The organism is Streptomyces sp. NPDC030838, assembly GCF_055572035.1.
The window spans coordinates 636,304-660,292 of record NZ_JBVIED010000001.1 but is presented as its reverse complement, the minus strand read 5'-3'; the positions used below and the strand labels follow the sequence as shown (position 1 = coordinate 660,292).

The following is a 23,989-nucleotide window of genomic DNA, read 5'->3' as shown; positions in this document are numbered from 1 at the left end:
CCACGCACATGGAAAGGCGCTCATGCGAACCGCCCGCTTCACCCTCGACCCCGCCTTCACCATCGGCAAGGTCGACCCCCGCCTCTTCGGCTCCTTCGTCGAACACCTCGGCCGCTGCGTCTACACCGGCATCTTCGAACCGGACCACCCCACCGCGGACGAGGCGGGCCTCCGCCAGGACGTCCTGGATCTGGTGAGGGAACTCGGCGTCACAGCGATCCGCTACCCGGGCGGCAACTTCGTCTCGGGCTACAAGTGGGAGGACTCGGTAGGCCCCGTCGAGGACCGCCCCCGCCGGCTGGACCTGTCCTGGCACTCCACGGAGACGAACCGCTTCGGCCTCTCCGAGTACATCGCGTTCCTGAAGAAGATCGGCCCGCAGGCCGAGCCGATGATGGCGGTGAACCTGGGCACGAGGGGCGTGGCGGAGGCCCTGGAGCTCCAGGAGTACGCCAACCACCCGTCCGGCACGGCGCTCTCCGACCTCCGCGTCTCCCACGGCGACAAGGACCCCTTCGGTATCCGCCTGTGGTGCCTCGGCAACGAGATGGACGGCCCCTGGCAGACCGGCCACAAGACGGCGCAGGAGTACGGCCGTATCGCCGCCGAGACGGCGCGTGCGATGCGCCAGGCTGACCCGACGGTCGAACTGGTCGCCTGCGGATCCTCGGGCCAGGCGATGCCGACGTTCGCGGAGTGGGAGGCGACGGTCCTCCAGGAGACGTACGACCTGGTCGACTACATCTCCCTGCACGCCTACTACGAGCCGGTCGACGGGGACGTGGACTCCTTCCTGGCCTCAGCCGTGGACATGGAGTCCTTCATCGAGAACGTGGTGGCGACGGCCGACCACATCGGTGCCAGGCTGAAGTCGAAGAAGAAGATCAACCTCTCCTTCGACGAGTGGAACGTCTGGTACCTCTCCCGCTGGGAGGCGCAGGCCAAGACGTTCGAGCAGCACGACTGGCCGGAGGCGCCCCGCCTCCTGGAGGACAACTACAGCGTCACGGACGCGGTGGTCTTCGGCTCGCTCCTGATCGCCCTCCTCCGCCACGCGGACCGCGTGACGGTCGCCTGCCTCGCCCAGCTGGTGAACGTCATCGCCCCGATCATGACGGAGCCCGGCGGCCCGGCGTGGCGCCAGACGACCTTCTTCCCGTTCGCGCAGGCGTCGAAGTACGGCCGGGGCGAGGTGCTGGACGTCCGCGTCGACTCGCCGACCTACGAGACGGCGAAGTACGGCGAGACCGACCTCCTCCACGCCACCGCCGTACGCGCCGAGGACGGCACGGTCACCGTCTTCGCCGTGAACCGCAGCCGCACCGAGGCGCTTCCGCTGGAGGTCGCCCTGGGCGCCCTCGGCCTGACCCGGGTCGTCGAGCACAGCGCCCTCGCGGATGCCGACCCCGACGCCCGCAACACCCTCGACGCCCCCGAGCGGGTCACCCCGCACCCGGTCGAGGGCACGTCCCTCGAGGACGGCCGGCTGACCGCCGTACTGGAACCCCTGTCCTGGAACGTGATCCGCCTGGCCTGACCCGGAAACGAACCCCACCGACGGAGCCGCCGAAGGGACTCACCCTCCGGCGGCTCCGCCCTGCTCTCCCCAGCTGAACAGATACCGATTCCGCTCCCGGTCGAACGTAAGGCCGATATCGACGCCCCTGATGCCATGGTTCTGCTGCAGACACTCGATCACGGCCGCGGCGGCGACCTCCTCCTGGTAGTCGGCCGGCATCGGCTGGTCCCAGGCGAGCACCCGCACCAGCACGGCGTCGCACCCGCCCCGGAGCCCGTCGAGCTGGTCGGCCACCAGTCCCAGCCCGAACCGCATCCACTCCTCGTCCACCGGCACGATCCCCGGCGGCGGCACCCACCACACAGATGAGCCGCCGATCCTCTGCGCCCCACGCGGCACCTCACCCAGGCCCTGCACCTCGAGGGAGACCCGGGCGACGAGCCCCCAGGGTCCGATGCGCTTCTTGTACATGTGCGTGTTCAGGGCGTCGCTCATCGGGCGGCCGCCTGGGCCAGCCTCCGGTCCAGCTCGCTGTCGAGGTCCTGCTCCTGAGCGGGTGTCGGTGCGTAGCCGTTCCACTCCCTGAGCGTGGCGCGGGCCTGCTCGGCGCGGGCGGCCCGCTCTTCCGGCGTGATGGTGCTGTCAGGCATCAAAGCTCCCTCCCACGCCTAGGGTATGGGTACGTACCCGTGCCAGCCGCGCACGAGCGGGCCGCTACCGTGGCGGGCATGGCGGGGAGCAACGTATGAACAGGCGGCGGCAGAAGAAGCTGAGTGCGCGGCTCGTGTCGGCCGCGAGGCTTGGTGAACACGGGGATGTGCGGGCGCTGTTGCGGGCCGGGGCCGATCCGCGGTTGGCCGACTCCGAGGGGACCACGCCGCTTTACGCCGCCGCCGTTCATGGGGCCACGGACGTCGTCCGGGCGCTGTTGGCGGCCGGTGCCGTGCCCGATGTCGAGAGTGGGCACGGGAGTGAGGGAACGCCCCTGTGTGCCGCTGCCTGTTGGGGGCATACGGAGACGGTTCGGGAGCTTCTCGCTCATGGGGCCGATCCCCATCTGCGCGAGGACGGCGGGACCGGTCTCAGCCCGTTGGCCTGGGCCCTCAACGGGCCGCACCCGGAGACCGCCGACGTGCTGCGGGCCGCGGGCGCCGTGGCGTAGCGGGCGGGGAATGCCGCGGCCCCCGGCGGGGGAAGCCGGGGGCCGGGCGTGGGAGGTGGCTCAGAAGGTCAGCGACCAGCCGTTGAGGGTGCCGGTGGCGCCCCCGGAGATGTCCTCGACGCGGAGCTTCCAGGTGCCGTTCGCCGGGGAGGCACTGGCGTCGACCGTGTAGACCTGCTGGATGGTGCCGCCGGTCTCGGTCGCGGAGTCCGCCTTCACCAGGTACAGCTTGCCGTCCGGGGCGACCAGGTTGATCTCCAGGTCACCGCGCCACTCGTGGGTGGCGTCGACGTACACCTTCAGCTTCCTGGGCGCGGCCCCGGTCAGCCCGCTCACCGCGACCGGCACGTCCACGGTGCCCGGGTCGGGCAGGCTGTGCTTGGTCTGGTTCTCGTATGAGGGGAACGTCAGGGACCAGCCGTTGAGCGTGCCCACGGCGCCCGTCGAGGTGTCCTGGACCTGCAGCTTCCAGACGCCGTTGGCCGGGGAGGCGCTCGCGTCGACCGTGTACGTCGTCTTGATGTCGCCGCCGTCCTCCGTCGCGGAGGGCGACTTCAGCGGGAGCGTGGTGCCGCTCGGGGCGACCAGATCGATCTTCACGTCACCGCGCCACTCGTGCACGGCGTCCACGGACACCTGCAGCGCCCCCGGCGCGTTGCCGGAGATCCCGGCCACCGTGATCTCGGACGTGAGGGTGCCCGCGTCCGGGACGGCGACCGCACCGGTCTTCTCGAACGGGGTCGGGAAGGTCAGCGACCAGTCCTTCAGCGTGCCGACGGCGCCCTCCGAGGTGTCCTGGACCTGGAGCGTCCAGACGCCGTTGGCCGGGGAGGTGCTGGCGTCGACCGTGTAGGTGGTGCTGAGCGTGCCGCCGTCCTCGGTCCCGGAGGGAGACTTCAGCGGGTACAGCCTGCCGTTCGGGTCGGCCAGGGAGATGGACAGGTCACCGCGCCACTCGTGCGTGGCCTCCACGTGCACCTGGAGGTTCTTCGGCGCGTTGCCGGAGAAGCCGGCCACCGTGATCGGCGACTGGGCCGTTCCGGGGTCCGGGACGGTGTGGTCCGTGTTGTTGACGATCACGGACGGCCGGGGCTTGGCGGTGGGCGCGGGCTCCGGCTCGGGCTGCGGCTGAGAACCGCCCAGCGCCTTGCCCAGGTCGATCCGGGGAGTCGTGGCACCGGTGTACGTGATGGTCTTCCCGGAGGTCTCCAGGAGCGACTCCAGCTCCCCGACGCTCTTGGTCGGGAACGCCTCCCGCAGGACCGCGAAGGCACCGGCCACGTGCGGCGCGGCCATCGAGGTGCCGTTCTTCGAGCCGTAGCCGTCGCCGGGCACGGAGGAGATGATCCCGGTGCCGGGGGCGAGGACGTCCAGCAGCGCGCCCCGGTTGCCGAACGTGGACAGCTGGTCGTCGTCGGTGGAAGAGCCGACCGCGATGGCGGAGGAGACACAGGCGGGTGCGCTGACCGCGTCGCCGTAGCCGTTGTTCCCGGACGCGACGACGGTGGCGACACCGGCGTTGAACAGGTTGTCGATGGCCAGCTTGCGCGGGTCCTTCTCACAGGCGGCGTTGTACCGCCCGCTGCCGAGGCTCAGGTTGGCCGCGACGACCGGCGTCCCGGCCTGCCGGAGCTTCAGCACCTTCTCCAGGCCCGCGATCTGGGCGCTGGTGAAGCTGAGGACGCAGGGCGCGGCGCCGGGGCCGCAGAAGTCCTCGGAGGTGAACTTGCTGAACACCTGGATGGCGACGATGTCGGCGCCGGGGGCGACACCGCGCTTGGGGGCGCCGGCGAGGCCGGTGCCGTCACCCGCGGCGATACCGGCCACATGGGTGCCGTGGGAGCACACGGCGGCACCCATGGTCGCGCACCCACCGGTCTCCACGTCGGCGGTGCCCGGACCCTCCTGGGCCGCGGTGCCGTCGGGGCAGAGGCTGGTGGCGGAGTACTCGGCGTCGGCCGGCGAGTAGCAGGCCTCGGCGATGACCCGGCCGTCCAGGAACGGGTGGCCGGTGGCGACGCCGGTGTCCAGGACGGCGATCGCGCTGCCCGCGCCGGTCTTGCCGGCCGCGGTGGCCGCGTCGCCGCCGATGAGCGGCACGCTCTGGTCGAGCGTGGGCGGCACCGGCACGTCCTCGGTGACGCTGACCACGCCCGGCTGGGCGGCCAGTTCGTCCAGGCCGCCGCGGTCGACCCTGAGGGTGACGAGCGGCAGGGTCTCGAAGGTCTGCACCGTCTCACCGGCGCTGGCCGCGCCGGACAGGTCCGTGCGGTTCTCGGTGACGACGTTGACGCGGACGGTGCCGCCGTCGGCGGTCCCGTCGTACAGCGGCGGGTCGACCGGGCCGCTCTCCGCCGTGGTGGCGGTGGGGGTGTTCAGCGGTGCGGCGGTGGCGAGCCCCGCGCCGAGGGACACGGTGACCATCGCCATGACGACCGCGGACCATATCGGTCTCTTCAATTTCTCTCCAACAGGGAGGCGGGCACGGCATGCCCGTGGGGAGGCGCGAAGCCAGGGGTGGGGTGGGACGCCGAAGGCCGGATGGCTGAGAAGTCCGCCGTCCGGCCTTCATGCCCGAGTCGCGTTGTCCGTCAGCGGGTGCTGCCGGGGACCAGGTCGATCAGGTGGCGTTCGCGCCGTTCTTGGCCCGGCCGATGGCCGCGACGAACACGAAGTACGTGTCGGCGAGGGAGCGGCAGGTGCTGGCCCAGAAGTAGGCCTGGCACGTCTTGACGTAGAGCGAGGTCCAGAAGACGCCGTCCACGTTCAGGCCCTTGTTGCGGGAGAGGTACTTGTAGTAGCCCTTGTACGAGTTGCCGATGGTGCCGTAGCCGTAGTCGTGCTGGTCACAGGCCGGGCGGAAGTCGTAGCCGAGGGGCCGGTCGGGCGCGGTGGTGCAGTGGTCCTCGAAGATGCCGCGCACCCAGGTGCCGTTCGGCAGCTTCTTCCACGAGGGGTAGTGCCAGCCGTAGTGCGCCACCTTCGTGGTGCAGCCGGACTTCGTGTAGTACATCCAGCTCGTCGCCGTGTCGCAGTGCGACGGGTACGACGCCGGACCCGACAGGTCCTCGGAGACGAACTCGGAGGCGGGCGGCGTGTCGGCGGCGGTGGCGTCCGGGCTCGGGGCGTCGCCCTCGACGGAGGCGCCCGGGGTCGGCACCTCCCCGTTGGGGGTGGCGTCCGGCAGCGCGGACCCGGACGAGAAGTCCAGGTTCCAGCTGCCGTTGGTCGGCGAGGTGAGGTCGGTCAGACGGTCCGCGGCGTCGTAGGCGTACGTGGCCAGCGGCTCGCCGGACTCCGCCGGGTTGGTCACGGTGCGCAGCAGGCCGGACGAGTCGTAGGAGTACCGGGCGAGGGTCTGCGTGGTGGCACCCTCGGTGACGGTGATCTGCTTGACCCGGCCCGCGTAGTCGCCGGGCGAGGAGGACGTGGCCGTGGTGGCGGTCGCGTAGCTGATCACGGAGGTGCTGGCCGGCTTCTCGCCGATGGCGGGCCTGTTGATCTCGGCGACGCGGCCGTGGGTGTCGTACTCGACGCCGGTGGCGTAGGTGTTGTTGCCGACGCTGATGACCCGCCAGGTGTCGGCGCCGGTCGCGGCCTGCTCCCACTTGTAGGTGGGCTTGAGGTTCGCGGCCGCGATCGGCTGGCCGGACGCGTCGGTGAAGGTGTCGTCGCCGGCGACCGTCGCGGTGAGGTCCACGTTGATGACCTCGACGATGGAGGTGTCCAGGGTCCCCGTGGTGTCGTTCCACTTGGTCGTCTCGGTGATCTGGAACCCGTCCGCGGTCGCGTACTTCTTCACGCCGCCGCCGCTCGGGTACTCGATGCTGGACTTCAGCTCGTACCGGAGCGTCTCGTTCACACCCAGGTCGGTCACCAGGATGACGTCGCCCTGCTGCTCCAGCTTCCGGTTGAGCTGACCGCCGACGAACTCGGCTTCCCAGCTGGGGCCGAAGACGCCCATGTCGGCACGCGTGGTCGGGGCGTCCTCGGGCGAGGCGACGCCGTCGGCCTGGGCGCTCACCGAGTGCCGGCGGTTCATCAGGATGCCGGGCACGTCGGTCTCGGTGACCTGGAACTCCTGGGTCCCCGAGAAGTACAGGCCGGGACCGACGTCCTGGATCGTTCCCTCGGCAAGCGGTTGGTCGACGGTCTCCGCCGCGACGGCCTGATGCTGCGGGAGCAGCAGCGAAAGCCCGAGCACAGCAGCGACAGGCAGCGCAGTTCTGCGCACAAGTCCCCCCTCGATGTAGATCATCTTGAGTGATCGCTGCGGACACTAGGGCGCTGTTGATCACGCCCACAAGGAGTCAGAAGAGGAGCTTCACCCTCCACTTGGCTGGCGGGGCGTGATGGCTCAACTCCCTTGCGTTGCAGGGGGGAAGAGGTTGTCGGGGGCATGCATATATCGGCGGCGTTCATGCTTCTGGCACATGCCACGTGCAGATGCGCGGAGCCTGCGATCGGTCCGTTCCCGTACGTGAAGGAAAAGTGGCGGCCATCCGTGTCGTGTGATCCAGATCACATCAATTACGCCCGCATGCTGGGAACCGAAAGGTGGCCGGCGACATCGGGTCACTTCCTCCTGAGGTCGACGAAATCGGACCGCGTGGGCTGGAGTTGACCGAGTCGGTGGAGTCTGCGGAGTCGGTGGTGCCTGGGGCGGGTGGCGATCACACTGGGCTGTGAGGCAACGGCCGGCGGGACGACGAGGGGGAGGCGCTGTGGAGGTTCGGATCGCGGTCGCGGAGGCGGAGCGGGACACCGCGCTGATCGATCTGTATCGCTGGCTGCGCCGAGACGCGGACGTCCATCGGCACACCACCGTGGGACTGGCGCCGAGCTCGCCGGGCAGCGGGAGCATGGGCGCCGTCGACGTGATCGAGCTGATCGTGGGACAGGGCCTCACCGCCCTCAACCTGGCGCTGTCCTACGCCGCTTGGCGCAGAACCCGTCCCTCCGCGCCGCCCGTCACCATCCATGTGAACGGCGGTTCCCTCACCGTCCATGACGCCTCCGAGGAGACCATCCGCCGGATCGTCGCCGAACTCACCGCTCCGGAAGAGGGAGAGGACGGAGAGCCGCACGACGACGGACCGGGCGCCGCCTGATGCCGCTGCCCGATCCCGCGGCGTCGCGAGCCGTGATCGTCGGCGTGGACACGTACGAGAAGCTCGACGATCTGCCTGCCGTCGCCAACAACATCGAGAGACTCGCCTCCCTCCTCACCGCCGAGGACGTCTGGGGCCTGCCCCCGGAACACCTCGCCGTTCTGTCCAACCCGACGAGCAAGGACGAGGTCCTCGACGCCGTCCACACCGCCGCCACGGAGGCCGAAGACGCCCTGCTGGTCTACTTCGCCGGACACGGCCTGCTCACCGCGGACGCCGAACTCCGCCTCGCCCTGCTGCACACCGACGCCGAGCGGCTGTACCGAGGCGTGGCCTACGACGACGTACGCGACCTGATCGTCGACACCGGCCGGGCGCTCGCCCGGGTCGTCATCCTGGACTGCTGCTACAGCGGCAGCGCGCTGACGGGCTACATGGGCGCCGCGACCGGCATCGCCAACCGCACGATGGCCGAGGGCACCTACGTGATGACGTCCTCCGCCGAGACCAAGCCGGCCATGGCGCCGCCGGGCGAGAAGTACACCGCGTTCACCGGCGAGCTGCTGCGCGTGATCGAGGAGGGCGTACCCGGCGGCCCCGATCCGCTGCCCATGGACGTCCTCTTCACCGAGGTCCGCGACCGCCTGGCCGCCCGCACGGGCATCCCGGCGCCGCAGCAGCGCGCGCGCAACGGGGGGCACGCGATCGCGCTCGTCCGCAATCGGTGGGAGCCGCGTTCCGCCGAGGAGAACGTACCGGCTGAGGGAGGCGCACCGGACGAGGAGGAGATCCCTCCCGTACGTCCCCCTGCCCTCGGCCGCTTCGCCAGGCTGCTGCACCCCCTGCTCGTCATGGCGGCCGTCGTGAGCTTCCCCTTCGTCGCTGTTCCGACCGCGCTGCTGGGCGGCGACGACCCGTGCGCGAGCCTGAGCGCGCACGAGGTGACGCCCGAATGCGGCGGAGTGTCCGACGGGCGCCACTCCTTCATGCCCGAACTCAAGTCCGTCTCCCGGGCGATCGCGGACGACAACGCCCACATCCCCGACGGCAAGCCGTTCGTCACGATCGCGCTGCTCGCTCCGCTGATCGCTGACGACGCCGCCGCCAAGGAGCGGATCCTGCACCAGGTCCAGGGTGCGTATGCGGCGCAGCGCCGGACCAACGAGGGGGGCGACTCGCCGTACGTCCGTCTCGTGCTCGCCCATCCGGGCAGCCGGTCGTCGCGCGTGTCCGACCAGCTGGTGGACATGGCGCAGTCGGAGGAGCACAACCTGCGCGCGGTCGTGGGGTTCGACGTGAACCATGCTTCCGTCCGTCACGTCGTCCAGGACGTCACGGACTGGGGAGTGCCCGGGGTCGCCGGCTCCTTCACGCCGAACTCGCCGCCGCGCGACTACGGGCTGAGCAACGGCAGCATCGCCTGGATCATGCCCAGCGCCGACGATCAGGTCTCCGCCCTGGCGTTGATGAAGAAGGAAGCGGCCACGGAACGGAGTGGCGTCCTCGTCCACGAGAGGGACAAACAGGGGTACGTGCGGGACTTGCGCAACGCCTTCCTCAAGCGGTGGGCAGCCCTGCACGAGACGGTCATCTACAGCTCGGCTTTGGACGAGGAAGACATGGAACGGCAGTTCCGGAACCTCGCCTTCGACATCTGCGCCCAGCCCGCCGATGTCGAGAACGTACTCTTCGCCGGCGCCTCGGAGGACCTGCGTCACCTCGTCCACGCGCTGGGGGACCGGCCCTGTCAGGACCGCGAGTTCACGGTCCTCAGCGGCTCCGGAGCCTCCGCCCTGTACCGGGACCCCGAGCTCGACTGGGGCGCCCTGCGCAGGAGCATCACCGTCGAGTACACCTCCGGGGCCCACCCCGATGGGGCTAAAGGGCGCGAGATGGAGAAACTGGAGGAACTCGTCCGACGTCTGCGGCCGTACATGGGCGCGGTCGACCTCGCCGACGGCGAGACCATCTCCGCGTACGACTCGACGCTGACGGCGGCCCAGGCGATCCGGCGGATGGCTCAGCCCTACAAGGTGCCCAACACCAGCGCCGTCACCGCCGGGTTCCTCACCCTGCGGTTCGAGGCCGCCACCGGCCGGATCTGCCTCGACGACCAGGGCTACGCGTCCGGTCAGGCGGTCTCGGTCCTCCGGCTGGACCCGGCGGACAGGGCGCCGAAGCTGGTCGCTACGGCACCTCCCCGCGAAGGCGAGTGTGGCTGAGGCAGGTCGATCTGCCGGGTTGGTTCCGTCTGTTCCGTGCATGACAGGGCGATGTCTGCGTAAACCGTTGACGCGCAAGGGGTTCGATTCTACGTTCCCGTTCGCAGTGGCGATCGATGTTCGAAATACAGAACAGGAGCGACCCCCACATGAGCCGCACCCGCACCGCCCTTCTTGCCCTGCCCGCCGCCGCCCTCCTCGCCCTGGTCCCCTCCACGGCGTCGGCCTACCCCAACCCCGGCTACGTCACCGGGTCCACCGTCGTCCACGACCCGACGATGATCCGCACCTCGTCGGGGCAGTACCTGCTGTACGCCACCGGCGGCGGCATCGCGAACAAGACGTCCACCGACCGCACCGCCTTCCGCGCCGGCGCCGACGCGTTCTCGACGCGGCCGAGCTGGTGGTCGAACTACTCCTCCGTGCCGGAGGCGTGGGCGCCGGACATCTCGTACCACGGCGGCAAGTACCTGATGTACTACTCCGTCTCGAAGTTCGGGTCGAACACGTCCGCCATCGGTCTCGCCGGCTCCACCACCGGGCAGCCGGGCAGCTGGACCGACTACGGGATCGTCTACACCTCCAACTCCTCCAGCGACTACAACGCCATCGACCCCAACCTCTTCGTCGACAGCGACGGCAAGTGGTGGCTGTCCTTCGGCAGTTGGTGGACCGGGATCAAGATGATCCAGATCAATCCCAGCACCGGGAAGCAGCTGTCCACCAACACCACCCGCTACTCGCTCGCCTCCCGGCCCACCGGCACGAAGGCCGTCGAAGCGCCGTTCATCGTCAAGCGCAACGGCTACTACTACCTCTTCGCCTCGTACGACACCTGCTGCGCCGGCACCAGCTCCACGTACAAGGTCAAGGTCGGCCGGGCCACCTCCATCACCGGGCCGTACTACGACAAGAACGGCGTCTCGATGATGAACAACGGCGGCACGCCGGTGCTGGAGTCGCACGGCAGCATCATCGGCCCGGGCGGTCAGTCGATCATGAACGACGTCGACGGCGACCTGATCGTCTACCACTACTACGACGGCAACGACAACGGCACGCCGAAGCTCGGCATCAACCTCCTGAACTGGAGCAGCGGATGGCCCGTCGCCTACTGACCCTGCTGGCCGCGCTGGTCTTCGTCCTCGCCCTGGGGCAGACCCCCGCCAGTGCCGCCTCGTTCGCCAACCCCGTGAAGTCGGTCAAGGGCGCCGACCCCTGGATCTCGTACCACAACGGCAACTACTACCTGATCACCACCAGCTGGACCGACGCGATCACCATCCGCAAGTCCGCCACCCTCGCCGGGCTCTCCACCGCGCCCAGCGTCCAGGTGTGGAAGGGCGACGCCGCCTCGCGGTGCTGCAACATCTGGGCGCCCGAGCTCCATTTCGTCAACGGGCGCTGGTACCTGTACTACGTCGCCGGGCAGAACGTGTCCGACTACAACCCGACGCAGCGCAGCCACGTGCTGGAGAGCGCCGGGTCCGATCCCATGGGGCCGTACACCTACAAGGGCCAGCTCAACAGCGCGTGGATGCTGGATCCGAGCCTGCTGAACGTGGGTGGCCGGCTGTACATGCTGGGCAGCGCGATCACCGAAGGCACGCAGAACCTCGTCATCGCGCCGATGTCCAATCCGTACACCGTCAGCGGCTCGTACTCGACCATCTCCAGGCCGACGTACGACTGGGAGCGGCAGGGCGGCACCGTCAACGAGGGAGCGGAGGTGCTGCAACGGGGCGGCCGGACGTTCCTCATCTACTCCGCCAGCGGCTGCTGGACCCCCGACTACAAGCTCGGCCAGCTGGAGCTCACCGGCTCCAACCCGCTGTCGGCGTCCTCCTGGACGAAGAAGTCGACGCCCGTCTTCCAGCGCAGCGACGCGAACGGCGTGTACGGGCCGGGGCACAACGGGTTCTTCACCTCGCCGGACGGGCGTGAGGACTGGATCGTCTACCACGCCAACGACAGCGCGAGCGAGGGGTGCGACAACGGGCGTACGACGCGGGCGCAGAAGTTCGGCTGGAACGCGGACGGTACGCCGAACTTCGGTACGCCGGTGCGGCTGGGCGCGTCCCTTGCCGGGCCCTCCGGTGAGCCCTCCACCGCCTCCACCACCTACACCCTCACCAACCGGAACAGCGGGAAGTGCCTGGACGTCTCGGGTGGCTCGACCGCCGACGGGGCCAACGTCCAGCAGTACGCCTGCAACGGCGGCACCAACCAGCGCTGGCGCCTCGAGGACCTGGGCGACGACACCCACCGGCTCGTCAACGTCGCGACCGGCAAGGTGCTCGACACCCAGGACTGCTCCGCCGCCGAGGGGGCCGATCTGCGGCAGTGGTCCTGGCTGAACAACACCTGCCAGCGGTTCCGGTTCCTGGCCACCGACAGCGGTTACGTCCGGATCGTCAATCAGGCCACCGGCAAGGTCGCGGATGTCGCGAACTGTTCCACCGCGGATGGCGCCGACGTACGGCAGTGGACGTGGCTGAACAACGGCTGCCAGCAGTGGAGGCTGAACCCGGTGTAGGCCGGCTACGCGGATGCTGTGCCCGGCCAGCCGCCCGGGCTGGGCCAGCCCGTCGCCGGGGCCGGGGTCAGGCCGTCGGTGCCGCGTACCTGGGCGGCGGTGAGGCCGCCGCGCGCGGGGACGCCGGGCGGGGTGGGGCCGGCCGCCGCCGGGGCGGGTACGGGCACGGGCTGCGGGGGCGGCTGGGGCATCGGCTGAGGCGCCGGTATCGGCTGGGGGGCCGGTACCGGCTGCGGTGCGGGCATCGGCTGGGGTGCGGGCATCGGTACCCCGGCGGGCACGCCCGCCCCGGCGGCCGCTCCGGCCGTCAGCCCCGCAGGGAGCTGCGCTCCCGTCCCGTTCGTCGCCCCCACCAACCGGTCAACCGCCGCCGTGCCCGAGCTGTAGCTGGTCCCGGTGCTCAGCTCGGGCACGGCGGCTCCCCTCCTGGTCCCGTAGAGCACCTGTTCCAGGCCGGACACCAGGCGACGCACGTCGACCTGGGGGCGCACCACGAGTCGCAGGAAGCGGCTGGACGAACCGATCTTGTTGCCGCACTCGCGGACCAGGATCCGGTGCTCGGTGAGCAGCCGGTCCCGGACCACGGTGCCTTCGGCGCCGACGGGGAGGCGGACGAAGAGGAAGTTGCCCTGGGACGGGTAGACCGTCAGGCCGGGCAGAGCCGACAGCGCGCTCGCCATCTCCAGGCGGTCCCGGCGTACCTGCTGGAGGCTCTGCGCGTACTCCGGGCCGTGCTCGCGCAGCATGAAGACCACATGCTCCGCGAACGAGTTGAGGTTCCACTTCGGGAGCATCGAGCGGACCTTGCCCGCCAGCGCCGGATTCGCCACCAGGTAGCCGAACCGGATGCCGTGCAGGCCGAAGTTCTTGCCGAGGCTGCGCAGCACGATCACGTTCGGCCGGAGCATCGCCTCCTGGGCGACGGACGGTTCCGTCTCGGCGTCGCAGAACTCGAGGAACGACTCGTCGACGATCACCAGGTCCCGGTCGGCCATCGCGTCCAGGAACTGCACGACCGCGTGCCTGTGGAGGTAGCCGCCGTCGGGGTTGTTGGGGTTGCAGAGGACGGCCACCCTCGTGCCGCGCGTGCGGATGAAGTCCGCGTACTGCGCCAGATCCAGGGCGAAGCCGCTCGACTCCTGGAGCGGGAACATGTCGACCCGCTTGCCGGTCTCCATGGGCTGGTCGGTCCAGCGGCCGAAGGTGGGGACGGGAATCGCCAGGGACTCGCGGACCAGGAGGTGGTCGATCCAGGTGATCAGCTCTGTCGAGCCGTTGCCCATGGCCACGCACTGCGGCGGGAGCTGGAGCAGGTCGCAGAGTTCGGCGGTGATGGTGTCGGCGCCGCTCGGGTAGTACGTGAGGATGTCCCGCAGCTTCGCCGCCATGTCCTCGAACATCGCCGGGGTGGGGAAGTACGGGTTGCAGGGGATGCAGAAGTCCAGCGGGCCGGCCCCGTCGCCGCCGCCCTGCCGTGCCAGCGCCGCCATCGACGGGCTGTGCGCGGCGCCGCTGCGGAACAGGGCGGTGACGTTGTCAGCCATGGGGCCGGCCAAGGGAACCTCCGTCTGTGGGTGGCCCGCGCGGGGGAGCACGGGCCGCCCTTACATACGGAGGCCCACGGGGAGCCGTTCAACTCCCGTGAAGAGAAAGCGCGTTTACGCGCTGAACGAGTGCACCGTCGTCGAGCGGTACGTCTGCCCCGGTCGCAGCGTCGTCGACGGGAACGACGGCTGGTTCGGGGCGTCCGGGAAGTGCTGGGTCTCCAGGCAGAGCGCGTCGCCCTGGCGGTAGATCGCGCCGCCGGTGCCGACGAGGGTGCCGTCGAGGAAGTTGCCGGAGTAGAACTGCAGGCCCGGCTCGGTCGTCGCGATCTTCATGGTGCGGCCCGAGGCGGGGTCGCGGAGCGTGGCGATGTGCTCCGGGCGCGCCGTGATGCCCTTGTCCAGGACCCAGTTGTGGTCGATGCCCTTGCCGTACAGCAGCTGCTGGTGGGCGACCCGGATGTCCTCGCCGATGGTCTTCGTCCGGCGGAAGTCGAAGGGAGTGCCCGCCACCTTCGCCAGCTCGCCCGTGGGGATCAGGCCCGCGTCGACCGGCGTGTAGCGGGAGGCGGCGATCCGCAGCTCGTGGTCGTAGATCGTGCCGCTGCCCTCGCCCGCCAGGTTGAAGTAGACGTGGCTGGTGAGGTTGCAGATCGTCGGTTTGTCGGTGGTGGCCTCGTAGTCGATGCGCCAGTCGCCGGTGCGGGTGAGGGTGTAGGTCACCTTGGACCTGAGCGTGCCGGGGTAGCCCATCTCGCCGTCGACGCTCGTGTAGTGGAGGTGCAGGCCGACGTCCGAGCCGTCGACGAACGGCTCGATGTCCCACACCCGCTTGTCGAAGCCCTGCGCGCCGCCGTGCAGGCTGTTCTCGCCGTCGTTGACGGAGAGCTGGTGGGCCTTGCCGTCGAGGGTGAAGCGGCCCTTGGCGATGCGGTTGCCGTAGCGGCCGATCAGTGCGCCGAAGTAGGGGCTGGAGGAGACGTAGTCCTCGATGTTGTCGAAGCCCAGCGACACGTTCGCGTAGCGGCCGCGGCGGTCCGGGATCTCCAGGGACTGGACGATCCCGCCGTAGGAGAGGACCTTCATCCGGGTGCCGCCGTTCTCCAGCGACCAGCGGTACACCTTGGTGCCGTCCGCGAGTTTGCCGAAGAGTTCCTTCACCGGCTTCCTGCCTCCCGTGGCGGCCTCAGCCGTGCCGCCGAGTGTTGTCGCGGCGAGGCCCGCCGCGGCTCCTGCGATGACCGTGCGTCTGTTCAGTTCCATAGGTGCGGCTCCTGGGAAGGAGAGAGGGCCCCGCACCGAGTGCGGGGCCCGAGCTGACTCACGAACCGGACTTGCGCTTGTTCCATACGTCGAACCCGACCGCGGCCAGCAGGGCGAGCCCCTTGATGACCTGCTGCCAGTCGGTGCCGACGCTGAGGAGGTTCATGCCGTTGTTCAGCACGCCGAGGACGAGGCCGCCGATGATCGCGCCGAGGACGGTGCCGACACCGCCGCTCATGGACGCGCCACCGATGAACGCGGAGGCGATCGCCTCGAGTTCGTAGTTCAGGCCCGCCTTCGGAGACGCCGCGTTCAGCCGGGCGGCGATCGCCAGACCCGCCAGGGCCGCGAGCACGCCCATGTTCAGGAAGACCAGGAAGGTGACCTTCTTGTCCTTCACACCGGACAGCTTCGCCGCCGGCAGGTTGCCGCCGATCGCGTAGATGTGCCGGCCGAAGACCGAGTTGCGCATCAGGTAGCCGTAGCCCACGACCAGGGCGCCCAGGATGAGCAGGATGATCGGCGCGCCCTTGTAGCTGGCGAGCAGCAGGGTGACCGTGAGGAGCGCGGCGGCGATGGCGACGAGCTTGAGCAGGAAGAGGTTGAGCGGGACCACGTCCAGCGCGAACTCCTGCTGGCGCTTGCGGTCGCGCAGCTCCTGGAGGACCACGAAGGCGATCAGGACGAAGCCGAGCAGCAGCGTGATGTTGTGGTAGTTCGTCTCCGGGCCGACCTCGGGCAGGAAGCCGTTGCCCATCTTCTGCAGGCCGTCGGGGAACGGGCCGAGGGTCTGGCCCTCCAGCAGGATCTCCGTGACACCACGGAAGACCAGCATGCCGGCGAGGGTGACGATGAAGGACGGTATGCCGAGATACGCGATGAAGAAGCCCTGCGCCGCGCCCGCGACCGCGCCCGCCAGCAGGCAGAGCACGACCGCGACCGGCCACGATATGTCGTGCTGCACGGTCAGCACGGCCGCGAACGCGCCCACGAACGCCGTCAGCGAGCCGACCGACAGGTCGATATGGCCGGCGATGATCACCAGCATCATGCCGATCGCGAGGATCAGGATGTAGCTGTTCTGCAGGACCAGGTTGGAGACGTTGCGCGGCAGCAGCAGGTCGCCGTCGGTCCACACGGCGAACAGCGCCACGATCAGACCGAGGGCCAGCAGCATGCCGTACTGGCGCATATTGCGTCGCAGGCCGTCCAGCACCAGGTGGAGCAGGCCCCCGCCGGAGGCCGATCCGGTGCCGCCCGGCGGCGCCGGGGCCGGGCTCTTGGCGGTCACTTCCGTGCTCATCGGGTTACCTCTTTGTCCTTCGTCATCTGGCGCATCAGCGATTCCTGCGAGGCCTCGGCCCGGGAGAACTCACCCGTCAGCCGCCCGGCGGCCATGGTGTAGATGCGGTCGCACATGCCGAGCAGCTCGGGCAGCTCGGAGGAGATGAAGACGACCGCCTTGCCCTCGGCGGCCAGCTTGTCGATGACCGTGTAGATCTCGTACTTCGCGCCGACGTCGATACCGCGCGTCGGCTCGTCCAGGATCAGCACGTCCGGACCCGCGAAGATCCACTTGCTGAGGACGACCTTCTGCTGGTTGCCGCCGGACAGCTTGCCCACCGGTTCGAACACGGTCGGCGCCTTGATGTTCATCGACTTCCGGAACCGCTCGGCGACCTGGCGTTCCTCGTGCTCGTCGACGACGCCGCGCTTCGCCACCTTGCTCAGGGCGGTCAGCGAGATGTTCCGGTTGATGGTGTCGATCAGGTTCAGGCCGTAGTGCTTGCGGTCCTCGGTGACGTACGCGATGCCGTTCTGCACCGCCTCCGCCACCGTCTTCGTACGGATTTCCCTGCCGTCCTTGAGGACGGTGCCGCCCGCGTAGCGGCCGTAGGTGCGGCCGAAGACGCTCATCGCCAGCTCGGTGCGGCCGGCGCCCATCAGGCCCGCGATGCCGACGATCTCCCCGCGCCGGACGTTGAGCGACACGTCATCGACCACCTTGCGCTGCTGGTCGATCGGGTGGTGCACGGTCCAGCCCCGGATCTCCAGCGCGGGGGCCGTGCCCTCCTCCGGGTCGTGCGGGGTGCGCTCCGGGAAGCGGTGGTCGAGGTCGCGGCCGACCATGCCGCTGATGATCCGGTCCTCGGTGGTGCCCGGGTCCTTCACATCGAGCGTCTCGATCGACCGGCCGTCCCGGATGATCGTCACCGAGTCGGCGACCTTGCGGATCTCGTTCAGCTTGTGGGAGATGATGATCGAGGTGATGCCCTGGTTCTTCAGCTCCAGGATCAGATCGAGGAGCTTGTCGCTGTCCTCGTCGTTCAGAGCCGCGGTCGGCTCGTCGAGGATGAGCAGCTTCACCTTCTTGGACAACGCCTTGGCGATCTCCACCAGCTGCTGCTTGCCCACGCCGATGTCGGCGACGCGGGTCTCCGGGTGGTCGCTCAGCCCCACCCGGCGCAGCAGCTCGGTGGCGTGCCGCAGGGTCTCGTTCCAGTTGATGAGCCCGCGGGTGGCGTGCTCGTTGCCGAGGAAGATGTTCTCGGCGATCGACAGGAACGGCACCAGCGCCAGCTCCTGGTGGATGATGACGATGCCGTGCTGCTCGCTCGCCCGGATGTCCTTGAACCGGCAGACCTCTCCCTCGAAGAGGATCTCGCCCTCGTAGCTGCCGTGCGGATGGACGCCGGAGAGGACCTTCATCAGGGTCGACTTGCCGGCGCCGTTCTCCCCGCAGATGGCGTGGACCTCGCCCTGCCGGACGGTCAGCGTGACGTCCGACAGCGCCTTGACGCCGGGAAAGGTCTTGACGATCGAGCGCATTTCCAGGACGGGTCCCGCCATGGTCGTGCCTTCCAATCCTTAAAGGGCGCGGATTACTTGAGGTCGCTTTCCTTGATGTAGCCGGAGTCGACGACGACCTTCTGGTAGTTGGCCTTGTCGACGGCGACCGGCTCCAGCAGGTAGGCCGGCACGACCTTCGCCCCGTTGTCGTAGGTCTTGGTGTCGTTGACCTCGGGCTTCTTGTCGTTGAGCAGCGCGTCGACCATGTTCGAGGCGACCTTGGCCAGCTCGCGGGTGTCCTTGTAGACGGTCATCGACTGCTCGTCGGCGATGATCGACTTCACCGAGGCGACCTCGGCGTCCTGACCGGTGACGACCGGCAGCGGCTTGCTCTTGGAGCCGTAGCCGTCCGACTTCAGCGCCGAGAGGATGCCGATGGAGATGCCGTCGTACGGCGAGAGGACCGCGTCGACCTGGCCGCTCTTGTAGGACTTGGTGAGGATGTCGTCCATACGGCGCTGGGCGGTGGCGCCGTCCCAGCGGAGCGTGGTGACCTGGGTCAGCTCCGTCTGGCCGGACTTCACGACGAGCTGCTTCTTGTCGATGTAGGGCTGCAGGACGTTCATCGCGCCCTGGAAGAAGTAGCGGGTGTTGTTGTCGTCGTTGGAGCCGGCGAACAGCTCGATGTTGAAGGGGCCCTTCTCGCCGCCGTCCTTCAGGCCGAGCTGCTCGACGATGTAGGTGCCCTGGAGCTCGCCGACCTTCTCGTTGTCGAAGGACGCGTAGTAGTCGACGTTCTCGCTGCCGAGGATCAGGCGGTCGTAGGAGATCACCGGGATGTCGGCGTCCTTGGCCTGCTGCAGGACGTTGTTCATCGACTTGTTGTCGATGGCGGCGATGATCAGGGCGTCCACACCCTGCGTGATCATGTTCTCGATCTGCGAGACCTGCTGGTCGGGGTCGTCCTCGCCGTAGACCAGCTTGGTCTCGTAGCCCTTGTCCTTCAGGTGCTGGACAACGTTGTTGCCGTCGGCGATCCAGCGCTCGGAGGACTTCGTCGGCATGGAGATGCCGATGGTGGCACCTTCGCTGCTGTCCTTGCCCTCCTCGCTGCCGCCCTCACTGTTCTGGCCGCAGGCGGTCAGGGTGAGGGCCAGGGAGGCGGCGGTGGCTATCGCGGCGACTGCGGCTCTGCGGTTGCGCATGGTCATCTTCCTTGACGTCGGTGTCCAGCGGGGTGGGGATGTGTGGGATTCTGTTGGGCTCCGTCCTCTTCTGTGAAGAGGGAGTCCGAAAATTTATGAATGTGTTTCGAACCGCTGGAGCTGCCCGGGCAGTCGCGAGCCGAGTGGTGCCATGTCCGCGTCAGCGCCATGCCGCGCCAGCAGGTCCAGCGCCAGCCGGCCGCGCCGCACCCGCTCCTTGGCCGTGGCCAGGGTGAGATCGCGCAGGTGGTGGCCGTAGGGGTAGATCCCGGGAGCCTTGGACAGGCCGAACTTCAGATAGAGCGGTGCGCCGCGCCGGATCAGCTCGGCCACCTCGTACATCCGGACGTAGCCGCCCAGGTCGTCCGGCGCCTCGATGTACATGTCCATCGGCGCGCCCGACACCCGGCGAATCTCGGTGAGGTGATCCAGCGTCAGATCGCTGGGCACGTTGACGGAGTCGGCGCCCAGCCGCTCGTACACCGCGTACGCGGCCGGGTTGACCGGGCCGATCAGCGCCGAAACTTTCAGCGTGGTGTCGGCGGGGATGATCCCGGCCTCGCGTGCCCGGTGCAGCGTCCACAGCACGCCCTCGTCGGCCACGAGCAGGCACTTGACGCCCAGCTCGGTGGCGCGCACGGCGTCCTCGACGCAGCCGGCGACCGCGTCGTGGCCGCGGGCGCGCAGTCCGGCGCCGCGGGAGTCGGTGCGGGTCGAGCCGCCGATGTCCCAGGTGCCGCGCGGGCCGGTGAACAGGCAGAGCTCGATGTCGCGTTCGGCGGTCGCCTCGACCATCTCGGTGATCTCGGCGTCGGTCAGCATCCACACGCCGCTGCCCTGGCTGATCCGGTGGATCGGCACATCGAGGCGCGAGGCCTCCTTGAGCACCACGGCCAGCGCCTCGGGACCCTCGCACGAGGGGATCTCGGTGCGCCAGCGGCCGCCGCCGGGGAAGGAGTGCGGCGAGGCGTCGGCGGGGTCGAGGGTGGGCGCGCCCAGTCCGAGTGCGGCGAGCGCCTGCTCACCGGGTCGACGGGCTGCCGGGGCGGAAGCGTCGGTCACAAGCTGTCCTTTGTGTTCGATATTTCGGACGAAGTTCGCGGCTCAAGGCGTACGGGGTCCGCGACCCAGGGCGTACGGGTTGGAAGTACGCCGGTACGGGGGCCGTCAGGAAACCCCCGTACCGGCGTACGGCTGGGGTGGCCGGCGGTGACTAGGGACGCAGCAGCACCTTGCCCACCTTCGGATCGCCGGCCCCCACCAACTCGATGGCCTGCGAGAACTCGGCGAGCGGCAGCTCGTGCGTGACCAGCGGCACCGGGTCGAGCAGCCCGGCCCCGAACACCCGCACCGCGTGCGACCAGGCGTCCGGCGGTGCGCCGAAGACGGTCTGCACCTCCAGCTGCCGTACGACGAGATCGGTCGGGTCGAGACCGTCCGCGCCCGGCGCCGGGATGCCCGTCAGGACCAGCCGGCCGCCGCGCCGCAGCAGCGCCGCCGCGTTCCGGGCGGCGTCCGCGGAGCCCGCGGTCTCGATGACGACGTCGAAGTCGTCCGGCAGCTCCTCGTCCTTGGTCCGGAAGTCGGTCGCCCCGAACTGCCGGGACAGCGCCTCGCGGTCCCGCCGGGTGCCCACCACCAGCAGCTCGGCCGGGGACGCGGCGCGCAGGAACTGCACGGCGAACATGCCGAGCGTGCCGGTGCCGACCACGGCGACCCGCTCACCCGGCCGCGCGTTCGCCTTCAGCGCGGCGGCCGCGATACAGGCGGCCGGCTCGAGCAGGGCGGCGGCGGTCAGATCCGCGTCGTCGGGCAGCACGTGCAGCAGCCGGGCCGGGAGGGTGAGGGTCGGCGCCATCGCGCCCGGCTGGGTGAAGCCGGTCTCCTCGTAGCCGTCCGTGCACAGGGTGGTCTCGCCCGCGTGGCAGCGGTGGCACACCTGGCAGTTGCGGAAGCCCTCGCCGACGACCTTGCGGCCCACCAGGGACCGCGGCACCCCGGCGCCGACCGCCTCCACCGTCCCGGACCACTCGTGGCCCGGGGTCAGCGGATAGCGGACGTACCCCTCGGGCCGGTTGCCCTGGTACACCTCGCGGTCGCTGCCGCAGATCCCCACGGCGTGCACCCGCACCAGCGCCTCCCCGGCCTCGGGGCGGCGCGGGGTGTGCTCCACCAGCCGGTGGTGTCCGGGGGAGTCGACGACGACCGCGGTGCTCACTTCGTGCCCTTCGGCTTGCGCTGTTCCCAGCCCTCGGCCCACAGGTCGAACCGGGCCTGCTGCTGCGGGAACTCGGCGGCGGCGTCCACGTCCAGTTCGACACCGAGGCCGGGGGCGTCGGAGAGGTGGAAGTACCCGTCGATCACCTGAGGGGCACCCTTGACCACCTTCTTGATCTCCGAGTCGGCGAAGTCGTTGAAGTGCTCGAGGATCTTGAAGTTGGGGGAGGTGAAGCCGACCTGGAGGGAGGCGGCGGTCAGGACGGACCCGCCGACGTTGTGCGGGGCGACCAGCATGTAGTGGGTCTCGGCGGTGGCGGCGAGCTTCCGGGTCTCCCAGATGCCGCCGATGTGGCCGACGTCCGGCTGGATGATGTCCACGGCCTGGTTGTCGAACAGCTCGCGGAACTCGATCCGGTCGTGGATCCGCTCACCCGTGGCGACCGGGATGTCGACCTTGGCGGCGACCTTCTCCAGCGCCTTCAGGTTCTCCGGCGGGCAGGGCTCCTCCAGCCAGGCCGGCTTGAACGGCGCCATCTCCTTGGCCAGCCGGACGGCGGTGGCGGGGGAGAAGCGGCCGTGCATCTCCAGCATCAGCTCGGCCTCGGGGCCGATGGCGTCGCGGACGGCCTCGATGAGGGAGACGGCGTACAGGGTCTCCTGGTGGTCCAGCTCGAAGTGCCCGGTGCCGAAGGGGTCGATCTTCAGCGCCTTGTACCCGCGCTCCATGACCCCCTGGGCGGCCTTGTGGTACGCCTCGGGCGTCCGCTCGGTGGTGTACCACCCGTTGGCGTACGCCTTCACCTTGTCGGTGACCTTGCCGCCGAGCAGCTGCCAGACCGGCACGCCCAGGGCCTTGCCCTTGATGTCCCAGCAGGCCATCTCGATGACGGCGATCCCGGACATGACGATCTCGCCGGCCCGCCCGTAGTCGCCGTACTTCATCCTCTTCACGAGGTCTTCCACGGCGAACGGGTCGGAGCCGAGAATGTGGTTGATCTCGGCTTCCTTCAGGTAGCCGAGGAGGGCGTCGGTGTGTCCCAGCATCCGGGTCTCGCCGACTCCGGTGATGCCCTCGTCGGTGTGCACCTGGACGTAGGTCAGGTTGCGCCACGGCGTCCCGACCACGTGTGTGCTGATTCCGGTGATGCGCACGGCAGTTGCCCCTCGTGAAGCGTTCGGCTCTGTTCGAAATTTCGTCACACGTTCGAAATGCTGGCGTGACAGTAAGGACGGGGCGGCGGGGGTGTCAATGGGGCGAACGGATAACGGTTTCGGCACTTTCGAAACTCCGCGCCGAAAGTCGCTTTCGGTCGAAGCGGGAGGGATGCCTGAGGTGTCCTCAACTCGCCACGCCGGAAGGGGCTGTTCCCCACAGAACATTCACAGGGGCGACTAGGCACGTTACCGACCCGGAACTTAATCTTCCCGCGTCATGGACTACTGCCACCCGTGCCGACGGCACCTGAACGGCGCCCTCGCCTGCCCGGGGTGCGGCATGCCGGCCGAACAGCTCCGCGCGTACGCGGAGGAGGACGTCGTGCACGCGTACGACGCCCCGCCCGCACCCGAGGAGGACGCCGCCCGCCCCGGCCGGGCCGCGGCCCGCCGCGCCCGGCGGGCGGACGGGAGCCCGGCCGACGGGGAGGCGGCTCCGGGCGGCGACGACCGGCGGGCCGACGCGAGCCACCCGGACGGCGAGGTGGCTCCGGGCCGCCGTGGTCGGCGGGGCGCGGGGGGCGACGCCGGCGGCGAGTCCATCTCCGGCCGCCGCGCCCGGCGGGCCGGCGGAAGTCCTGCCGACGACGAGGCGGGCGACCTCGACGCCGAGCCCGGGCCGGGCCGTCGCGGTGGACGCAAAGGGGACCTGAGCCGGCGCGACCGCAAGGCCGCCGCGCACCGGCGGCGCCGTCGCCGTGCCCTCCTCGTCACGGCCGGGTTCGTGCTGGCCGCGGGCGGTCTGAGCCTCGCGGAACTCGGTATGGACGCCCCCGGGTCCGCCCCGGCTCCTTCGGCGGCGGGCGATGCCTCGGCGGACGGCGGCGCGTCGGAGGAGGCGGGCGAGTCGGCGGACCCGCTCTCCGGCACGACGGCGGCACCCGGCGCGGGCGGGGGCGCGGGCACGACGGCATCCCCCTCCGGCTCGGCCTCCCCGTCCTCCTCGGCCTCGAAGGAGTCGGACGAGCCGAAGGACAAGGCCACCCTGACCAAGGACCCCCAGTCCGCCCCCGCCGACACCCCCCAGGACACCGCCCCCAGCACCACGGCGGCCCCGCCCGCCCCGGACCCGACCCCCACCCCCACGTCGAACCCGACGACCGCCGTCCCGGACCCCGAGCCCGAGCCCTCGGAGACGTGCGACCGGTTCCTGTGGTGGTGCACCTGACGCTCCCGGCCGGAGGGGGCAACCTTCGCGGGGG

General features: G+C 69.8%; 19 protein-coding genes. 7 read left to right on the top strand and 12 right to left on the bottom strand.

The genetic code is table 11. The annotated features are described in order from the left end of the window. Window positions 1–22 precede the first annotated feature (22 nt). Window positions 23–1,537, top strand: a complete 1,515-nt coding sequence (arfA, locus tag ACZ42A_RS02970; RefSeq protein WP_468525359.1) for an arabinosylfuranosidase ArfA — start codon at window positions 23–25, stop codon at window positions 1,535–1,537. A 39-nt stretch (window positions 1,538–1,576) separates the two neighbouring features. Here arfA and ACZ42A_RS02965 read toward each other — a convergent pair whose 3' ends face one another. Both ACZ42A_RS02965 and ACZ42A_RS02960 read right to left on the bottom strand, forming a co-directional pair. Further along, window positions 1,577–2,014, bottom strand: coding sequence for a hypothetical protein (locus tag ACZ42A_RS02965; RefSeq protein ID WP_468525358.1), 438 nt, complete (start codon window positions 2,012–2,014; stop codon window positions 1,577–1,579). Further along, entirely contained in the window at window positions 2,011–2,169 is a 159-nt protein-coding gene (locus ACZ42A_RS02960) for a hypothetical protein (RefSeq protein WP_468526161.1), read from the bottom strand. The genes ACZ42A_RS02965 and ACZ42A_RS02960 overlap by 4 nt, the downstream gene beginning before the upstream one ends. A gap of 95 nt (window positions 2,170–2,264) precedes the next feature. Between ACZ42A_RS02960 and ACZ42A_RS02955 the strand changes: the two genes are divergently transcribed. Next, on the top strand, window positions 2,265–2,681 hold the full coding sequence (locus ACZ42A_RS02955; RefSeq protein WP_468525357.1) for an ankyrin repeat domain-containing protein: 417 nt from the start codon (window positions 2,265–2,267) through the stop codon (window positions 2,679–2,681). A 60-nt stretch (window positions 2,682–2,741) separates the two neighbouring features. On the opposite strand, the gene ACZ42A_RS02950 is transcribed toward ACZ42A_RS02955, so the two are convergent. Both ACZ42A_RS02950 and ACZ42A_RS02945 read right to left on the bottom strand, forming a co-directional pair. Then, a complete protein-coding gene (locus ACZ42A_RS02950) occupies window positions 2,742–5,141 on the bottom strand; it encodes a proprotein convertase P-domain-containing protein (protein ID WP_468525356.1) in 2,400 nt (799 codons plus the stop codon). 160 nt (window positions 5,142–5,301) lie between these two features. Further along, on the bottom strand, window positions 5,302–6,885 hold the full coding sequence (locus ACZ42A_RS02945) for a phospholipase A2 (protein ID WP_468525355.1): 1,584 nt from the start codon (window positions 6,883–6,885) through the stop codon (window positions 5,302–5,304). A gap of 520 nt (window positions 6,886–7,405) precedes the next feature. On the opposite strand from ACZ42A_RS02945, the gene ACZ42A_RS02940 reads away from it, so the two are divergent. From ACZ42A_RS02940 to ACZ42A_RS02925, 4 genes are all read left to right on the top strand, one after another. Further along, entirely contained in the window at window positions 7,406–7,792 is a 387-nt protein-coding gene (locus ACZ42A_RS02940) for an effector-associated constant component EACC1 (protein WP_468525354.1), read from the top strand. Continuing rightward, window positions 7,792–10,014, top strand: a complete 2,223-nt coding sequence (locus tag ACZ42A_RS02935) for a caspase family protein (protein ID WP_468525353.1) — start codon at window positions 7,792–7,794, stop codon at window positions 10,012–10,014. The genes ACZ42A_RS02940 and ACZ42A_RS02935 overlap by 1 nt, the downstream gene beginning before the upstream one ends. 149 nt (window positions 10,015–10,163) lie before the next feature. Continuing rightward, window positions 10,164–11,132 (top strand): arabinan endo-1,5-alpha-L-arabinosidase, encoded by a 969-nt coding sequence (locus ACZ42A_RS02930; protein WP_468525352.1) that lies wholly within the window; start codon window positions 10,164–10,166, stop codon window positions 11,130–11,132. Beyond that, window positions 11,114–12,550 carry a family 43 glycosylhydrolase gene (locus ACZ42A_RS02925; protein WP_468525351.1) on the top strand — a complete coding sequence of 479 codons (1,437 nt, stop codon included), beginning with the start codon at window positions 11,114–11,116 and terminating at the stop codon, window positions 12,548–12,550. The genes ACZ42A_RS02930 and ACZ42A_RS02925 overlap by 19 nt, the downstream gene beginning before the upstream one ends. A 5-nt stretch (window positions 12,551–12,555) precedes the next feature. On the opposite strand, the gene ACZ42A_RS02920 is transcribed toward ACZ42A_RS02925, so the two are convergent. From ACZ42A_RS02920 to ACZ42A_RS02885, 8 genes are all read right to left on the bottom strand, one after another. Next, entirely contained in the window at window positions 12,556–14,094 is a 1,539-nt protein-coding gene (locus ACZ42A_RS02920; RefSeq protein WP_468525350.1) for a pyridoxal phosphate-dependent aminotransferase, read from the bottom strand. A gap of 114 nt (window positions 14,095–14,208) precedes the next feature. Then, window positions 14,209–15,357, bottom strand: a complete 1,149-nt coding sequence (locus ACZ42A_RS02915; protein WP_468525349.1) for an aldose epimerase family protein — start codon at window positions 15,355–15,357, stop codon at window positions 14,209–14,211. 58 nt (window positions 15,358–15,415) lie between these two features. Beyond that, the gene (gene mmsB / locus ACZ42A_RS02910; protein WP_468525348.1) at window positions 15,416–16,660 is read right to left on the bottom strand and encodes a multiple monosaccharide ABC transporter permease; all 1,245 of its coding nucleotides are present in this window, start codon (window positions 16,658–16,660) and stop codon (window positions 15,416–15,418) included. After that, window positions 16,657–18,207 carry a multiple monosaccharide ABC transporter ATP-binding protein gene (gene mmsA / locus ACZ42A_RS02905; protein ID WP_468525347.1) on the bottom strand — a complete coding sequence of 517 codons (1,551 nt, stop codon included), beginning with the start codon at window positions 18,205–18,207 and terminating at the stop codon, window positions 16,657–16,659. The genes mmsB and mmsA overlap by 4 nt, the downstream gene beginning before the upstream one ends. Before the next feature lie 32 nt (window positions 18,208–18,239). Continuing rightward, on the bottom strand, window positions 18,240–19,352 hold the full coding sequence (gene chvE, locus ACZ42A_RS02900) for a multiple monosaccharide ABC transporter substrate-binding protein (protein ID WP_468525346.1): 1,113 nt from the start codon (window positions 19,350–19,352) through the stop codon (window positions 18,240–18,242). A gap of 93 nt (window positions 19,353–19,445) precedes the next feature. Next, complete coding sequence (locus ACZ42A_RS02895; RefSeq protein WP_468525345.1) at window positions 19,446–20,414, bottom strand: glycosyltransferase family protein; 969 nt, start codon at window positions 20,412–20,414, stop codon at window positions 19,446–19,448. Between the two features lie 151 nt (window positions 20,415–20,565). Further along, window positions 20,566–21,570, bottom strand: a complete 1,005-nt coding sequence (locus ACZ42A_RS02890; protein ID WP_468525344.1) for a zinc-dependent alcohol dehydrogenase — start codon at window positions 21,568–21,570, stop codon at window positions 20,566–20,568. Beyond that, window positions 21,567–22,724: a mandelate racemase/muconate lactonizing enzyme family protein gene (locus ACZ42A_RS02885; protein WP_468525343.1), complete on the bottom strand. Its 1,158-nt coding sequence runs from the start codon at window positions 22,722–22,724 to the stop codon at window positions 21,567–21,569. Before ACZ42A_RS02885 ends, ACZ42A_RS02890 begins: the two co-directional genes overlap by 4 nt. Before the next feature lie 280 nt (window positions 22,725–23,004). On the opposite strand from ACZ42A_RS02885, the gene ACZ42A_RS02880 reads away from it, so the two are divergent. After that, window positions 23,005–23,955 carry an SCO2400 family protein gene (locus ACZ42A_RS02880; RefSeq protein WP_468525342.1) on the top strand — a complete coding sequence of 317 codons (951 nt, stop codon included), beginning with the start codon at window positions 23,005–23,007 and terminating at the stop codon, window positions 23,953–23,955. The last annotated feature ends 34 nt before the right edge of the window (window positions 23,956–23,989 follow it).